Genomic DNA, 16961 nt, shown 5'->3' with positions numbered 1-16961 from the left:
CTATTTTATAGGGGCTCGCGTCGCCCCCTCCACCCGCCGAGCCGGATGGAGCCTTCCCCTCTCGCTCGCCGTGCTCGCTGGGGATAGAATGGTTATCCAGGGCCGCTACGGCGCTCTCCCCGGCGAATAAAAGGGCGCCGAATCCGCCCAGGGGGTATCCAGTTCCAGCGCGGGGATGAAGAAGAGAATGTACTCGAGGTAGAACGGGACATTCGTCGCGCGCATCTCGGCTTTGACGCTGACGTAATAGGTATGTCGCGGGTTCAAGAGCACCGACGTGGCTATTTTAACATGATCGATCCGGGAGATCAATTGGGCCATTTCGTCAAACGATTCAACCGTCTTCTGGGTGGTTTTCTCGTCCGCCCGGGTCGTGATCGAGTACTGCTTTTTTAAGACGTCGTATTTGATGGTGTGCTTGATCGTTTTCGAAACCATCTCCTCGTCGAACCAGCCCGGCTGGCGCTTTTTCAGGAGAAGATAATAATACAGGTCCTTCGGAATGCCGTTGTTGAGGTCGTCCCGCAGGTTCTGGTTGTACCACCGGATCAGATCGGCCGTCACGCTCACCGTGCCGTTGTCGATTACGCTTGCGGTCAGCCCGGCGATGCGCTCGTCTCCGGCCCTGGCCGGGGGAGCGACCCAGGGGAGGAGGATAAGCACGGCGGCCAGGACGGCTGAAACGATCCGCCTCGTCTTGCGATTCCGTCCGGTCATTATGGATTGGCTCCCCGGACCGCTTGCGGCCAGTCCGACTGAAACGCCTCGTAGGAAACCATAAACGCGTCCGCGAAGGCCTCGGTGAAATTTTTCTTCCGGCCGAGGTCTTCCAAGAGCTGCCGGATGCGGAACAGTCCGTATCGGTCCGCCAGCGTCTTGACGGCCGCGTAGCTCTCGCCGTAAGCCAGCGCGGCCTGGGCGTCGGAGAGCTGCAGGAAGCTCCCGTGCAGCGCGGAGAGCGGGACGAGGGGCGTCCCGGACCGGATCGGCCGGACCGGCGTCGGTTCGCCAGGGGATTCGCTCCCGTTTTCGAAGTAGACCGCCACGCCTTCGTTCAGCCAGGTCGGCACGTCCGCGCCGCGGCTCAGTCCGTGGACGACGGCGTGGGCGTATTCATGATACAGGACTTTCCGGAGCAAAGCCGGATTCGGATCGGTTCCTCCCACCGGCACGCGGATTTTTCCGTCGTAAATTCCTCTCGACCAGGAAGCGGTGCGCGTCACGTCCTGGAACTGCCGTTCGGTATAAAGAATGACCGTGATGGGTTCCTCGGGATAATACGACAGGGCCTGTCCGACGTCGCGGTAAGCGTCTTCCAGATCGCCAAGAACCCGCCGGGCCGTCTCCAGCTCCTCCCGCCCTTCGAACTTGACCGTGAAGGCGCGGGAGGCCTCCTGTTGGAAATGGCCCTGGACTTCTTCTTCCCGCCGGACCTGGGCGAGATGCTGGCGGAGGGCCTGGTCGGACGGATCCAGCTCGAGCCCCTTTTCATAATAACCGATCGCCATTGCGATTTCATCCCGTTGATCATAGATTTTTCCGATGATTTTATACGCGTCGGGCCGTTTCGGATCCAGTTGAATCGCCTGTTTCAAGGTTTCGACGGCGCGGTCGGGATCGTTCAGCCGGTCATAGGCCAGTCCCTCGCCCACGAAGAAGTCCGGAACATCCGACGCGAGCCGGACGGCGACCTGGAAGTTCAGAAGGGCGTCCGGATACTGCCGGCCGTCGAGTTGCTTCCAGCCCAGGCCTCCCTTGGCCAGTGCAAGATTCCGCTGGATCGCCCGGTTCTCGGGGGCCCGTTCGTACGCCTTTGCAAAGAGATCGGCCGCTTCGGCGTATTCTTCGCGATTGTAATGAGCCAGTCCTTCGTCGTTGAGTTGGACCGTCAGAAGATCGTGATCCGAGACCGGTCCGGCTTGCGATCGTTCCGGTTTCACCGAGGCGTCATGCGGCGCGGGATGCCCGGGGGGATAGGCCAGGAAATCCCGGTCCGGTCCGGCGCCCGGCGCGGTCGAGATCCGGTCGGGCTCGCTCGGGCCGATTTCCGGCTGCGGGAAAAGAAGCGGCCGGGCGATCATCCCCGCAAAAAGGGCCGTGAGCAATCCGAGCGCCGCGATCAGGAAGCGGCCCGTTTTGTTGGGAGAAGGTTCGTTCATCGTCGTCCGGCTAAAATGCGAATCCCAGCGTGAAATGCAGTTCGGCCCGGCTCTCTTTCACCACGACGGAGCAGCTCGGACAGAGATTCGCCTCCCGATCCAGTTTGTATCCGTAGTCCAGCCTCAAGGGCCCCACCGGGGTGCCGTACCAGATCCCGGCGCCGACGGTGGACTTGAGAAGGTTGACGTCGACCTGACTCGTGGCCCGGAAAACGTTTCCCCGGTCGTTGAAGAGCACCAGGCCCAGATTGTCCGGCAGATAGATTCGAAGTTCGGCGTTGAACAGGAGCATGGCGTTCCCGCCGTCGAAATCGACGCCGGTTCCGGCGGCGTTCGGCGTGATCGTCGCGCAATTCTCGTTGTTGCGGCATTTCGTGGGAATGATGCCCAACTCGTCCTGCTGATAGCCGCGAACGGTGCTCCGACCCCCCAGGTAGAACCGCTCGCTGGGGGGGAGCAGGCTGGAGGGCGCGGTTTCGCCCACGAGCACCGCGCTTTTCGTCACCCCGAAGCGATGCGAAATACCGCCCCGGGCCGAGGCCGCGAACACGAGCCAGCGCGTGATCGGGATGAACCAGCTGCTCTGAACCGTCGTCTTATCGAACTGAACCTGCGAACCCAGACTCAAGGCGGCGTCCCGGAAGACCACCCCGTTGATGAAGCCCGAGGTCGGGTTGAAGGGGTTGTCGCGGGTGTCCCAGAACAGCGCGGGGTTCAGGCTGGCAATATTGGAGCGTTTGTCCTCATCCAACAATTCCACGCCGCGCTTGAACCGGTTGACTTCAAACTGGTACTGCAGGCTGGTTTTGATCCGCGGCGTCAGGTTCTTTTCCACCCCGGCCGTGCTTCCGATCGTGGTCAGGTTGTACGCCGGACGCACCTGGAGCTGGTCGTAGGCGACCAGACGCCCCTGCATCGGGAGACCGAACAGCCAGGGCTCGATGTAGGTGGTGGAGTACGTCCGTTCGATTCCGCTGCCTTCCGCCCGCAGGCTCAGCGACCGGCCGGTGCCCCAAAGATTCAAATGCGTCACCTGGATAAAGCCGCGAAGCTGTTCCACATCGGCATATCCCACACCGAGATCGAGCGATTTGGTGGGGTTTTCCTGAACGGTCAACCGCATGTCCTTCACGGTTTCCTCGGATTTTGGGTTGAGGGGCGTGACCGGTTCGAGCCGGACATTGCCGAGGAAGCCCAGTTGTTGAATCCGGCGGCGGCTGATCTGGATGCGGCTTTCATCATACGCATCGCCCGGCTTCACCTGGAGTTCCCGGAGAATCACCCCGTCCTTGGTGAAGGTGTTTCCGCTTAGGAAGATCCGGCCGATGCGAAGCTGCCGGTCTTCCGAGATCCGGTACCGGATCGTCACGCGGGTGCGGTCCTCCGAAAAATTCAACTGGGGATCCGCCTGCGCGTAGACATGGCCGTTTTGGTGATACAGGACCAGGATCTCTTCCTGATCCCTCCGCAGCGGGATTTCATCGTAGGGCTGACCCGGATGCAGGTGGATCGCTTGCCGCAACTGCTTGAGGGTCAGTGCCCGGTAGCCCTCGAATTGAATGTCCGCGATGATCGTACGGGGACCTTCGGCGACGGCAAAGATGAGATAGGCGAGCGTCTTGGCCCCGTTGTATTCCACCCGGGCCTCGATCTTGACGTCCTGGAAGCCCTGTTCATGGTACCGGGCCCGGAGAATTTTAACGTCGGAATCCAGTTGATCGGGCTTCACAAGACCGCAGAAGAATATGTTGCCGGCCCGCGTCTGGATGAATTCGTGAAGAGCATCCGCAGTGAAGAAAGTATTTCCGACGAACAGGACGGTTCGCAGACAGGCGAAATTTCCCGTTTCGATCTTAAAGACCCCCTCCAGCTCACCCTCCGCCGGAAGTTCCTGTTGCGTGTAATCGACCTTGGCAAACGGAAAGCCGTTGGCGCGATAATACTCGGCCAAACGGTCCGCGCTGGCGCGGAAAACGGCATCGTCGTAACTGCGCTCCTCCCCAAACAGAAGGAGGGGCATCAGATCGCTTTCCCGAAAAGGATCGTTTCCCTCGAAACGAATCTTGAGCCGCGTTCCGGCCTCGATGGAAATCGTAATCGCGACCTCATCCGCGGCGTCATCGTAGCGGACTTCCGGAGGACCGATGACCGCTTTGAGGTAGCCGTTCTCGCGATACAACGTTTCGAGACGGTTCATGTCGCCGTCCAGAACGTCCGCGCGGTAATATTCGCCGCCGTTCGATCGGATGAGCGACCAGAGCCGGAGGTTGGAGTAGGCCGTCCGGCCGGTGAATTTCGTCTCCCGAATCTTGGCCCGGCTGCCTTCGCTCACCCTTACCGTAACCTTGATCTGGTTCGTTCCCGGCACCTGAGCCACATCGGTCTCGAGTTTGGCCCGAAAGTAGCCCTGCCGCTGAAGAAAATTCAGGAGGTTCGCGATGGCGGATTCCCATCGCTCCTGTGTGAATTCTTCGCCGATCTGAAGGCCCATCGCCGCCGCGAGGGTGCGCTTCCAGAAGACCCGGTTCCCCTTGATTTGAAGATCGGACAGGAATGTTTTTTCCGTAAATTGATAGACGACGGCCACGCCGCCCTCGATCGGACTGACCTCGACCGCCACATCGGTGAAGAGGCCGGTGGCATACAGCGAATCCAGGCTCTGCCGGACCATCCGGCCGGTGTAGGGAATGCCGGTGCGGACCCCCGTCAACCGGCTGAGCGCTTCAAGCGTCATACCCACCCGGGAATTGACCTCCAATGAAAGAATCGTTTCTCCCTCGAAAGATTGGGCGCCGGCAACTCCGGGTTGAACCGCCGAAACCAAGGTCCATAGAATCAAGATCAAAAAAGAGCGGGGCCAAAAAAGGCAACCGTCTCGTCCTCCTCCACGTGTCTGTCCCGTCCGTGCCCGCAATCGTCCTCGCTATTGATTCGGGGCTCACGTCGCCCCTCCGCCCAAACGGTCTTGCCGAGCGTTTACCGGAACTCGAAATGAAATTTCAAATCGCCTCCCACCCGGCCGAGTTCATCCCGCCCCCCGAGGAGCGAAACGTTCTTGTTGAGGGCGTACTCCATCTGGACGATCTGCTCCTGGGAAGGGTCGATCGTAACGGCGTACGTGACGTACAGCTTGTTGTCCAGCAGTTGTTTGGAGACCGTGATCATGGGCACGCTTCCCGCTTTGGTGGAGGAATAGTAGGGATTCACCTGGATTCGGTCGATTCCCCAGAACGCCGCGACCTTGTCCGTGATGATGTCCTCGATCGCGCCGGCCGCCAGGGCCGACGCCTCGCCGGTGCCGATCTCCTTTGAGGTTGCCTCGACTTCCTTGCAGGGCCGTCGGAAGTTCAACAGGCAGAGGATGTCGTTCTGATCCGCCAGCGGCGGGTTGGAGGTGAGCGTGAGGTCGAATTTGTCGACCGGACCGACCAGGCTGAGGTCGACGTCGTAGTTGGCGTTGGTGGACGTCACCCGCGTGGTGGCCCGCACATCCACGACCGGCCGGATCCGGTCCGGGTTCACGAAATCGACCGTGCCCGAGACGATCTTGAAATCGTTCTGACGGAACGAAAACGACCCGCCCTTCGCTTCCACCCGTCCCAGCAAGATCGGCCGGTTGACCGTTCCCTTGAGCACGAGATCGACCTCCAGGGGAAGCTTGGCCAGATTATTATTGATCCAGATGTTGTCCTTGCCCTGGATCTGGACGTTCAAAGCCAGGTCCTTCAGCCAACCCGGCACCGGCGTGGATTCACTTTTATCCTGCTTGACCAGTTCCAGGACCCAGGTCTGCCAGTCCAGCCGCCGGTCATAATCGGCCCGATGGATTTGGACCTCTCCGGACAACGACTGGGTCTTGGTGTCGCTTTGAAAGAACAGGGAGGCGTCGACAAGCGCCGTGAGCCCGGCGATGGGATTGATGCGGCTGCCCGTGATTTCCAGGTTCAAGGCGAAGCGCGACGGGACAAACCGGACCAGATCGATGCGCCCGCCGGCCTGGAGCCGTCCGCCGCCGACTTTCGCATCGAAGGTTTCCAGGAGCACCTGCCGCTCGTTGAACGAAAAATTGACGGAGGCGATGGTGATCGTCTGGTTCAGCGAGGCGCTCTTCACCACCCCGTCGTTGATGATCAATCCCCCGCGGATTTTAGGATCGTCCCATCGATCCGAGACCTGGAGCGCCAGATCGGCCAGCCCTTTTCCATAGGTGATTTCCTTCGTGAAGATCCGAAACAGGTCCAGATCGGCTTCGCCGTTGACAAAAAAGTTGTAGCTCTTGAACAGCCGCAGGTCGCCGGACACCGTCAAGGTGGTGCCGGGTCCTTTGAGCTTCAGCGATTGAATCGCGACGCTTCCCTGGCGAAGTTCGAGCTGAATATCGCCGTCGTTCGTGACGACATAGTCCGAGACCTCAAACGTCAGCGCGGTCAGATGAATCTCGGCGTCCGTCGTGTTCAACGCCTCCGGGCCCGCGCCGCCGGACGGATCGAGTCGGCCGTCGGCCGTCAGGGTTCCGCTGGTCGTGAAACGGTTCACGGCCGTCAGATTCGGAACGGCCGAACCCAGCCATGGCTTGAGATCGACGTTGTCGAGAGCGAGACGGATCCGGTAAGGATAACCGGGCGCCCATTCCATCTCTCCGGAACCGGTCACCCCCCTCGCGAGCTGAAAATCGGCCGTCACTCGATGGTTCTTGAACTCGGCCGAAAGAGTTCCGGCCCCGAGGGACTGATTCTGATAGACGACTTCCAGAAATGAAAGCTGCGTTTTGAAGCGGGGGTCCTGAAACGAACCGGAACCGCTGATCCGGCCGGTCAGCGGTCCCCGAAAAAGGCCGGGATTTTTCATCCCCGTTTCGAAATCCTCCAGACGGGCCCGGGAGGTTTCGGCCGAGAACTCGAATTCGCCGGCAAACGCGATCCAGCCCTGTCCGGTCAGTTCCGTCTCGCCTTTCCGGGCGCGGGCTGTCTTGAAAACGATCCGGTCGGGGGTCAGAACCATCGTGACATTTCCTTCATCCATCGCCTGACCGAAGAGGGATCCCGAACCGGCCTTAAGACGGGCCTCGAGCCGGAACTGGGACGGAACCCCCTGGGCGGTAAGATCGCCCGTGGCCGGGAGCTCGATCGGCAGTTCCTTTGTAAAAAGGGCGATGACTTCCCGCGGGTCGCCCTGCCGGATCTTGGCCGAGAGATCGAAAAAGGGACCCGGTCGGCCATCGGCCGGATTAAACGAGACGAGTCCTTTGATCTCGTAGCGGGCCGCTTTTTCTTGAACGACGGCCCGCGTGAATCGGATCGTCCTGTTTTGATAGAACAGGTCCGAATCGACGGCCTCGAAATGCCGGCCCCGCAGCTGAACATCGCGCAACTGGCCGGTTCCTTTGAAGACGGGATCTTTCAGTGTGCCCGTCAGTCTTCCGGAGAGTTTGAAACCACCTCCCATGGGGATGGATGGGGCCAAGGCCGCGAGCTCTGAAAGGTCGGCGCTCTCCAGCGTCGCATCGAGCGCGATCGGTCCCTCGGTTCGAATCCGGCCTTCGACCGTCAGGGAAGATCGGTCGGTGCGCGCAAACGTTTTCTCGAGGGAAAGAGTGCCGGAACCGATCTGAAATCCGGTCGAGGCTTCACGGAGCCGGGACAACCATCCGATCAGCGCGGTTTCCGATCCGGACGGGGTTTTCCCCGAAGGCGAGGCGGGAGGGTTTGTTTCTTTTTGGACGAGACGCAGGCGGCCTTTTCCGGAAAGGGTTTGAAGGTCAAAACGCATTTCCTTGATCCGACCCTCCAGGTCGACGGCGCCTTCAAGCCGTTGCGAAAAGGCATAAGGTTTGAAGTTCAGAACGGAAAGAAGGCCGGATAAATCCAAGCCGGCGAATTGAACCGATACACCGTACGGGACGGGTCCGCCGGGCTTTGAAAGTTCGGCCGTCGACAGCCGGATCTCTCCGGACAGCGTTCCCCCAAAGATGTCCGCCGAGAGATCGGAGAAGGCGAAGGCGTGATCTTGGTACAGGAATACGGTCTTCAGTCCGCCGACCGGTTTTGAAGAAACGGCCCAGTTTGAAACCGAGAGGTTGCCTCTGACCGTGGGATCGGAAACCGGCCCGACCACATGGCCGGCGAATCGGGCCGACCCGGACATCGGGAATTGTTTGGGCAGAAGAGAATCCAGGTCGTTCAATGGGAAGGCGGCGTCTACCGACAGCGCCAGTCGCGGCTGGGTCAGGTTTTGGATCGTTCCGCTGACGGCATAATGCGACGCGGCATCGGTCAGGGTTAACGAACGGATTTCCAACTCGTTCGCCCGGATGGCCAATTGGGCCGTCATCGAATCCAGTTTTTTGTGGAAGTCGTCGGCGTCCACCGCCACGCCCTTCGCGGACAGGGCCACTTGAAAATTCTCCATCAGGAGATCCGGGTTGACGCTTCCTTCCCATTGCGCCAGTTTCAGGAACGGCTCGCCGGAGGGCCGTTGCAACTCCAGACGTCCGTCTTGGATTTCAATCTGGCGGATCACCCAGGTTAGTTTTCTGGAAGACCCTCCTTGCGAAGCCGGCGGCCCGATGGCACGATCCGGATGGATCGGCAGGATGGAATCGTGCCCGATCCGCAGGACGATGTCCGGGCCGATCAGGCGAACCTTTTTGATGAAGGTCACCTGCGTCAAAAGGGACCAGGGAGAAATCCAAACCCGGATCCGCTGGACGGCAAGGGGGGGGCGGCCCGTTTCGGGGGAGGGGAGCACCACCCCGTCCAAAACCACGGCGGTGGGAAGGAGGCTCAGGGTGACGCGGCGCACGGTGACCGGCGTCCCGGTCAGACCTTGAATCCGCGCTTCCGCGAAACGCGTCAGCCGCTCGGAGAATAATCCGCCGCGCAGAAGAAGATGAAGGGACAGGACCAGCAGGGCAAGGGCCAGAAGCGCGATGAGCGATTTTTTATACAATCCGTAACTCCTTAAATCCCCTGAAAAGGATAAATTCCGACGAGAATACCGTAACATAATGCCGGGTTGTTTGCAATACACGGTCGGGGCCTGAAGATCGAGGTTTGCATCTTATGCAAAAGCCGGTATAATGACCCCGGGATCCCGTGCGAGGAGAAGCGTTCCATGTCGAAACGATTTTACGAATTGGTCGCTGTAATGGATAAACTTCGGGGAGAGAACGGCTGCCCTTGGGATTTAGAGCAGACGCGGGAGAGCTTAAAGCCGTTTCTTCTCGAGGAAGCCTACGAAGTCCTGGAAGCGATCGACGAGGAGGATCCCGAAACCTTGAAGGAGGAGCTGGGGGATCTCCTGTTCCAGATCCTCTTTCATTCCCGAATCGCCGGCGAACGGAGCGAGTTCGGGATCGAAGACGTTCTTTCTTCCGCGATCGATAAGATGACGCGGCGGCATCCGCATGTATTCGGTCCCGATCGATCCGCCGGTCGAAAAGGCCGGCGGGCGACGGCCAAGGATGTGCTGGCCCGTTGGGAAGCGCTTAAACAGAATGAGAAGCGGAATCGCAAAAGAAAATCGGTGCTGGACGGGGTTCCGAAACCCTTGCCGGCCCTGATGCGGGCCTACCAACTTCAAACCCGCGCATCCCGGGTCGGATTCGATTGGAGGGAATTGCGGCCGGTCTGGAATAAAGTGCGCGAGGAATTGAAGGAGTTGGAACAGGCGGTTGAAGGAGGACGGCTCCGGTCGATTCGGCACGAGTTAGGGGATCTCTTCTTCGCCCTGGTCAACATGGCCCGTTTTTTGAAGCTCGATCCGGAGGAAGCGCTCCGCAAGACCAATCGTCGCTTTGTGGACCGCTTCCATTTTATGGAGCAAAGGGCCGAGAAAACGCGACGACCGTTATCGGAGATGACCCTCGCCGAGATGGACCGGCTCTGGGAAGAGGCCAAGTCGGCCGAGAAAAGGTCCGGTAAGAAGGCCGGTAGGAAAACCATGATCCGGGAGCGATAAGGTTGCCTTCGCGCGTGAGAGCGGTTATGATGACCCAGGGCAGCCAACAAAAGGAGGCGCGGCATGCCATCGAGCCATTGGGACGAGAGCGGCCGGGCCCGGATGGTGAACATCGGGGGAAAACCACAGACCGAGCGGACGGCGACGGCGACCGGCAAGGTTTATTTAAGGCCTGAAACGTTGAGGCGGATCCGGAAAGGAGAAACGGCCAAGGGGGACGTCCTGGCCGTTGCGCAGGTGGCCGGCGTGATGGCGGCCAAGCAGGTTCCAAGTCTCATCCCGCTTTGCCATCCGTTGTTGCTTTCCTCCGTGGAAATGCGTTTCGAGGAAGACCCGAATCCGGATTCCGACCACCGCTGCAACGTGGGGATTACGGCCACGGTCAGGGCCACCGGGCCGACCGGAGTCGAGATGGAAGCGATGACGGCCGTCTGCGTCGCGGCCCTGACCATCTACGATATGTGCAAGGCGATCGATCGGGAGATGAGCTTCGGCGGGATCATGCTGCTATCGAAGAGCGGCGGGAAATCGGGGACGTACCGACGGAAAGCGAAAAATAAAGCGTAATAGGGTCGGGTATGGTGAAAGTCCGGTTGTTTGCGAAACTGAAAGATCTGGCGGGCCGTCCGGAAATCGATCTGAAGCTGAGCGGGCCGACGCCTTTAAAAGGGTTGTGGAGCCGGTTGCGGTCCGAAATTCCCGAGGTGATGGAATGGGTCGGGCAAAACAAGGTGCTCGTGGCCGTCAATCGGGAGATGGCCACCGAAGAGACCCTGATCCGGGACGGAGACGAGATCGGGCTGATGCCGCCCTTCTCCGGCGGCGGTCCGGCCAAGCCGGTCCGTCGTTCGGCCAAGGGTCGAGTTCCCACCGCGGCCAAGAACGCGAAAGGGGTCGACTCCGGCGGGAAGGGGTGGACACGGATCCAGACGGAGGATTTTTCGTTGGATGATGAACTCCGCCGGCTCAAGGCCGTCTCGAGCCGGATCGGCGCGGTCGCGGCGTTCGTCGGCACGGCGCGAGACTTTTCCAAAGACCGCCCGGTTACCCGTCTGAGCTATGATCATTACGCCGGTCTGGCCGAGAAGACGTTGGCCGGGATCCGCCGACGGGCGTTGAAGGAATTTTCGATCATCGAGGTCTGCATGGTCCATCGGACGGGAGAGATTCCGATCGGCGGAAACATCGTTTTGATCCTGGCGGCCGCCGAGCACCGGGACGAGGCCTTCCGGGCCTGCCGGTGGTGCATCGATGAACTGAAAGCGACCGTTCCCATCTGGAAGAGCGAGACCACCCCGCAAGGAGAAATCTGGGTCGAGCCGCGCCCCTGAAGGGGGGCGGATGGCGATGACGTCCGTCTTGTTTTTGCGCCGGGATGGACGTTCTTTTATGGGATCGAGGGCGCATGGCCGTTCCCGCGAGGAGGAGATGAAGCGGTTGCGATTGCTGATCCTGTTGGCCTTCTTGATTCCGTTGGCCCCTCCGGCCGGAGCGGCCGCGCCCACGTATATTCCGGGTGAAATCCTGGTGAAATTCAAGCCCGGAACACCGACGGAGACGATCGAGCGGCTCGGAGCCCGGTTGAAGACGGCCGTAAAAAGCGAATCGGCTTTCACCGGCGTCCGGCTCCTGTCCCTTCCGCCCGGCCTTTCGGTCGATGCGGCGCTCAGCGTCTATCGGGGCCATCCGGACGTTCTGTACGCCGAGCCGAATTATACGCGACGGGCCTTCGTCTCGCCCGACGATACCTCTTTTGACAAGCAATGGGGCCTTCGGAACACGGGTCAGGCCGTCCAGCTGGGCCAACCGATCGGGAACAAACCAATCACCTCGTTTCAGGGCGCGGCCGGCGCCGATATCGACGCGCCGGACGCGTGGGATTATTTTCTGACGCGGGGGAGGAATCCGGGCGTCGCACCCGACGGGACTCCGATCATTGTAGCCGTCCTGGATTCCGGCGTGGATTACGTCCATCCCGACCTCTCGCCCAACATCTGGACCAATCCGGGAGAGGACGCGTGGAAGCATCCCTTCGATCCCACGACGGGCGACGGCATGGATGAGGATAACAACGGTTTGGTGGACGACTGGAAGGGTTGGAATTTCATCGGGACGCAGACCTGCACTGTGGACGGGCAGGGCCATTGCGACTGCACGGCGGACGATCCGGTGGGAAACAACGATCCGATGGACGACAACGGACACGGGACCCACGTGGCCGGAATCGCCGCGGCCCGGGGAAACAACAACCAGGGGATCGCCGGCATTCTGTGGAACGCTCAGATCATGCCGTTAAAGATGCTGGACGCCAACGGCTGCGGGTCGGTCGGAAACGAAATCCGCGCGATCGATTACGCGATCCAAAACGGAGCGCGGGTGATCAACGCCAGCTTCGGAGCCCCCGGCCTGTCTTCCAGCGAGGAGGACGCGATCCGCGCCGCCAACGAGGCCGGGGTTGTCTTCGTCGCCGCGGCCGGCAACGATTCTTCGAACAACGATTCGTTTCCGATCTACCCGGCGAGCTTTGATCTTCCGAACGTGATCTCGGTCGCGGCCACGGATTGGAACGATCGCTTGTCCTCCGTATCCAATTTCGGGAAGAACACCGTCGACGTCGCCGCGCCCGGGGACTGCATCTATTCCACCACGCCGACAGGCGGGGTCTTCACACTGCGGAACCACATCAGCTGTTTGGGCGCCGTCAAGATCCTTCCCCTGTATGGCTTCATTACGGGCACCTCCATGGCGGCTCCGCATGTGGCGGGTGTGGCCGGGATGCTCCTGGCCCAGAATCCGAACCTTTCGCCGGCGGGGGTCCGGGCCACGATCCTTCTGACGGTCGATCCCTTGGAGTCCTTGAAGGGCCGCGTCGCTTCCTCAGGCCGGGTGAACGCCAACAACGCGTTGCTCCGGGCGGCGGGTTCGGGTTTGACCGGAGGGAAGGGCGGATGCGGTGTTCCGATCGGTGCCGTTCGATCTTCCCGTTCGGATCCGGCCGATTCGAAACCGGTTCCACCGGCTCAGGCCCTTCTGTTTCTCCTGGTCCTGTTCTGGCCGCTCGCCTTTCTAAAGCTGAGGAAGAAATCCGGAATCCGCCCGGCCGGGAGCCGGGCCGCGATCCGCCGCCCCGGCATCGCATCGGCTGGCCCGCTGGTTCTGGTCCTTCTGTGGCCCCAAGCCGCGGCGGCCGCCGACGGGGACCTTCCCTTTCAGCCGGTTCATTCCCTGGCGCTGAAGCTGGGATACCACCGGTATGCCCCGAGCGACTATCTGCATACCAATTCCGGTCTCATTTCCCGGAACGACCTGGCCGGATTCAGCGGGGAGATCGAGTACGACCGGCGGTGGCGGGAGAACGACAGCCTGTCCGTGACGGCCGGTCACATCCAAAGCGATGCGGACCTGAAGAACCTTTGTTGCGGCCGGATCCAATTTTCAACGTTCTACCTCCTTGTCACGCCCAAGCTTTACTCCTCCATCTATCTCACGCCGAAGCCGCACTCCCCCTTCGGGACATTGGAGGGGTATGTCGGGGGCGGCGTCGGCTATTACCACGTTGCGCGCAAGGTCGACGGGGTGATCCAAGACAACCTTTCCCAGAACCTTTTGGGCCTTCACGCCGTCCTCGGCTTGGAATGGCCCGCGCGTCAACGGGTTACTCTTTTCACCGAAGGCCGGTACGCCCTGGCCAGGGTGAAAAGCGCCGATGCATTCGACGACGCGCTGGATGTGGGCGGCTTGAATTTTTCCTTCGGCGTCCGTTGGCGGTTCTCGCCCTCCGAAGCCGTCGTCAAGCCTTCTCCTCCCGGGAATGGGTGAGCGGGGAGAGCCTTTCCCGACCGGGCCCTTTCTTGATCGTCCATCCGGAATATGGTATTCTGACACGGTTTTCTTAGGGTTTTGGACTTCAAGGAAGAACCGCGGAATGAAGATCACGACGCTGGGCTGTTACGGGGCGGAATTGGCGACGAACGACGCCGAAGGGCGGGCCGTGACCTATCATAACTCCGAATTTCGGGTGAACCGATCCGTCGTCATCGATGCCGGCACGTTCCCGATCTCCCCGGGCATCGATGAATGGACGGAGATCCGGCAGCTCCTGTCGCATATTCATAGCCTGGACGAGATCCTGGCCGGTCTCCACGATCGTTTTTTAAACGAGACGGTCTGGCCGGACTTTATCAAACGTCCGAGCCGCGATCGGCCCGTCTTTCGATTGTCCGGACTTCGGGAGGAGGATCGCCGGAGGGTCGGCGAGTTGCAGGTGATTGCGGTGCGCGTAAACCATAGTGTTCCCACCGTCGGCTTCATCCTTCAGGATAAGAACGGGGCGATGCTCTACGGCGGCGATACCCATGAAACCACGCGGATCTGGGAAGTGGCGGCCTCGACGGCCGATCTCAAGGCGGTCCTGATCGAGACCTCGTTTCCGGACGAACTCCATGATCTGGCGATCTTAAGCGGGCATCTGACGCCCCGCCTCCTCGCGCGGGAATTCGCCAAGATCGGAAAACCGGACATCCCGTTGTACGTCTATCACATGAAGCCCCAATACCTCGGCCCGCCGACGGCGGAGATCAACGCGCTCCGCATTCCCAACGTCCGCTTGTTGAAGGACGGGGATATTTTTGGAGTCTAGACGGAGCCACGATGGCCTGGTTCAAAAAAGACAAGTCGGGCGAGGGAAAGCGGCTTAAGATCCCGGAGGGGCTTTGGCTCAAGTGCGACAGCTGCAAAGAGGTCGTCTACCGGAAGGAGATCGAGAAAAACGCCAGGGTCTGTCCCAAATGCAATTATCATTTTCCCATCTCGATCGGCGAACGGATCACCCTGATGCTGGACGAGGGGAGCTTCAAGGAATGGGACGCCGGCCTTTCGCCGATGGACCCCCTGAATTTCAAAGACTCGGTGCGGTACCGGGACCGGCTCAAGACGGCCCAGGACAAGACCCATCAACGGGAGGCGATGGTGATCGGCGAGGGAACGATCAATCATCTTCCGGTTGTTCTGGGAGTGTTCAACTTTTCCTTCATGGGCGGCAGCATGGGCTCCGTCGTGGGTGAAAAAATTCTGCGCGCCGCCGAAAAAGCGGTCGACCGGCGCTGGCCCCTGATCCTCGTGAGCTCTTCCGGCGGCGCGCGGATGCAGGAAGGCATTCTCTCGCTGATGCAGATGGCCAAAACCTCCGCCGCGATGGCCCGGCTGGCGGAAGCGAGGATCCCTTTTTTTTCGATTCTGGCCGACCCGACCTTCGGCGGCGTCACGGCCAGCTTCGCGATGCTGGGCGACATCGTGATCGCGGAGCCCAAGGCCCTGATCGGATTTGCCGGCGCCCGCGTGATCGAACAGACGATCAAACAGCAGCTGCCCGAAGGCTTTCAGCGATCCGAGTTTCTGCTGGATCACGGGATGATCGATCTGATCCTGGAACGAAAAAAGCTGAAACAGACCCTGGCCAAGCTTCTGACATTTTTCAGCGCGTGACGCCCGCGCCCGGTCCGACGACAGACCATGACCCCATCCTACACAAGAGCGATCGACTATCTCTACAACCTGAAATGGCACGGCATCAAGCTGGGCTTGGACAACATTCGCCGTCTGATGGCCGCGCTGGGAGAACCCCATACCCGTTTCCGATCCGTTCACGTCGCCGGGACCAACGGCAAGGGTTCGACCGCGGCCGCGATCGCGATGGTCCTTCAGGCCGCCGGTCGCCGCACGGGCCTCTACACGTCGCCCCACCTGATCGATTTCACCGAGCGGATCCGCGTCGACGGGACTCCGGTCTCTCCCGAGCAGGTCGCCCGGTTGACGGAGCGCGTTCGCGCCGCCGCGGGGGAGCTTCCGGTCACCTTCTTCGAGTTCACGACGGCGATGGCGTTTCTTCATTTTGCGGACCTCTCGGTGGATTGGGTGGTGGCGGAAGTCGGGATGGGCGGGCGCTACGACGCCACGAATGTGCTGACGCCGCTGGTCTCGGTGATCACGAACGTCGATTTTGATCACCAGGCCTATTTGGGGAATACGCTGGAACAGATCGCGTTCGAAAAAGCCGGGATCGTCAAACCCGGCGTTCCGGTGGTGACCGCGACGGATGGTCCGGAGGCGTTGGAGGTGGTCCGCACCGTCTGCCGCGAGCAGGGGGCGCCGTTGTACCGGGTGGGCGCCGAGATCCGCGTGGAAGGACCGTCGCCGCAGCGGTTTCGGTATCGGGGCCTTCGCGGGTCGTATGCCGATCTGAACTTTGCGCTCCTGGGAAGGCATCAACTGTCCAACGCCGCCTGCGCCCTGGCCGCCCTGGAATTGCTGGAAACCCACGGCGTTCCGATCGGCGAAGCCGCCGTTCGCCGCGGGCTCTCGACCGTTCGGTGGGAGGGGCGAATGGAAATGATTCGTCCAAGTCCGGCCGGCGCGGCCGTGCTTTTGGACGGAGCGCACAATCCCGCCGGTGCCCGGGTCCTTCGGACATTTTTGGAAGAGTCCCGCCCGGCGCGGCCCGCCCGGCTGATTCTGGTCCTGGGAATTCTGCGCGACAAGGATATCGACCGCATCCTGGCCGAACTGGTCCCGCTGGCGGATGAGGTGGTCCTGACCCGGCCCGGGTATGACCGGGCGGAAACGACGGCCGATTTGAAGCGACGTGTGGATTCCTTTGCGGTCCGTTCGACCGTGCGGGAGCCCGTTGAAGAGGCCGTACGATACGCGCAGTCCGTGGCGGCCGCCGGCGATTTGATCTGCGTGGCCGGATCCCTCTTCACGATGGGCGAGGCGCGATCGTATCTGAAGGGATTGCCGCAACCGACCGCTTTGAGGGGGTAGCGTGTTGGGGCCGGGGGCTTGGAA

General features: G+C 60.9%; 11 protein-coding genes. 7 read left to right on the top strand and 4 right to left on the bottom strand.

Annotated features, from left to right (window positions below):
• Positions 1-105: 105 nt before the first annotated feature.
• The 4 genes from VLY20_10475 to VLY20_10460 form a co-directional block, all read right to left on the bottom strand.
• Entirely contained in the window at positions 106-717 is a 612-nt protein-coding gene (locus VLY20_10475) for a DUF4390 domain-containing protein (protein HUK57070.1), read from the bottom strand.
• Positions 717-2159 carry a tetratricopeptide repeat protein gene (locus VLY20_10470; protein HUK57069.1) on the bottom strand — a complete coding sequence of 481 codons (1443 nt, stop codon included), beginning with the start codon at positions 2157-2159 and terminating at the stop codon, positions 717-719. Before VLY20_10470 ends, VLY20_10475 begins: the two co-directional genes overlap by 1 nt.
• 10 nt (positions 2160-2169) lie before the next feature.
• Positions 2170-4893 (bottom strand): outer membrane protein assembly factor BamA, encoded by a 2724-nt coding sequence (gene bamA / locus VLY20_10465; protein ID HUK57068.1) that lies wholly within the window; start codon positions 4891-4893, stop codon positions 2170-2172.
• Positions 4894-5135: 242 nt separating this feature from the next.
• Positions 5136-9107, bottom strand: a complete 3972-nt coding sequence (locus VLY20_10460; GenBank protein HUK57067.1) for a translocation/assembly module TamB domain-containing protein — start codon at positions 9105-9107, stop codon at positions 5136-5138.
• 165 nt (positions 9108-9272) lie between these two features.
• Between VLY20_10460 and mazG the strand changes: the two genes are divergently transcribed.
• The 7 genes from mazG to VLY20_10425 all read left to right on the top strand — a co-directional run bounded on the left by mazG (position 9273) and on the right by VLY20_10425 (position 16937).
• Complete coding sequence (gene mazG / locus VLY20_10455) at positions 9273-10118, top strand: nucleoside triphosphate pyrophosphohydrolase (GenBank protein HUK57066.1); 846 nt, start codon at positions 9273-9275, stop codon at positions 10116-10118.
• A gap of 63 nt (positions 10119-10181) precedes the next feature.
• Positions 10182-10685, top strand: coding sequence for a cyclic pyranopterin monophosphate synthase MoaC (moaC, locus tag VLY20_10450; GenBank protein ID HUK57065.1), 504 nt, complete (start codon positions 10182-10184; stop codon positions 10683-10685).
• An 11-nt stretch (positions 10686-10696) separates the two neighbouring features.
• Positions 10697-11449, top strand: a complete 753-nt coding sequence (locus tag VLY20_10445; GenBank protein ID HUK57064.1) for a molybdenum cofactor biosynthesis protein MoaE — start codon at positions 10697-10699, stop codon at positions 11447-11449.
• A 97-nt stretch (positions 11450-11546) separates the two neighbouring features.
• Positions 11547-13937 (top strand): S8 family peptidase, encoded by a 2391-nt coding sequence (locus VLY20_10440; GenBank protein ID HUK57063.1) that lies wholly within the window; start codon positions 11547-11549, stop codon positions 13935-13937.
• 106 nt (positions 13938-14043) lie between these two features.
• A complete protein-coding gene (locus VLY20_10435) occupies positions 14044-14757 on the top strand; it encodes an MBL fold metallo-hydrolase (protein HUK57062.1) in 714 nt (237 codons plus the stop codon).
• 11 nt (positions 14758-14768) lie between these two features.
• On the top strand, positions 14769-15602 hold the full coding sequence (gene accD / locus VLY20_10430; GenBank protein HUK57061.1) for an acetyl-CoA carboxylase, carboxyltransferase subunit beta: 834 nt from the start codon (positions 14769-14771) through the stop codon (positions 15600-15602).
• Between the two features lie 27 nt (positions 15603-15629).
• Positions 15630-16937 (top strand): folylpolyglutamate synthase/dihydrofolate synthase family protein, encoded by a 1308-nt coding sequence (locus VLY20_10425; GenBank protein HUK57060.1) that lies wholly within the window; start codon positions 15630-15632, stop codon positions 16935-16937.
• Positions 16938-16961 lie beyond the last annotated feature (24 nt).

It is taken from the genome of Nitrospiria bacterium, from assembly GCA_035517655.1.
In the GTDB taxonomy this organism is placed as follows: Bacteria; Nitrospirota; Nitrospiria; order JACQBZ01; family JACQBZ01; genus JACQBZ01.
The sequence above is the reverse complement of the archived record's forward strand: the minus strand, read 5'-3'. Positions and strand labels throughout refer to the sequence as shown.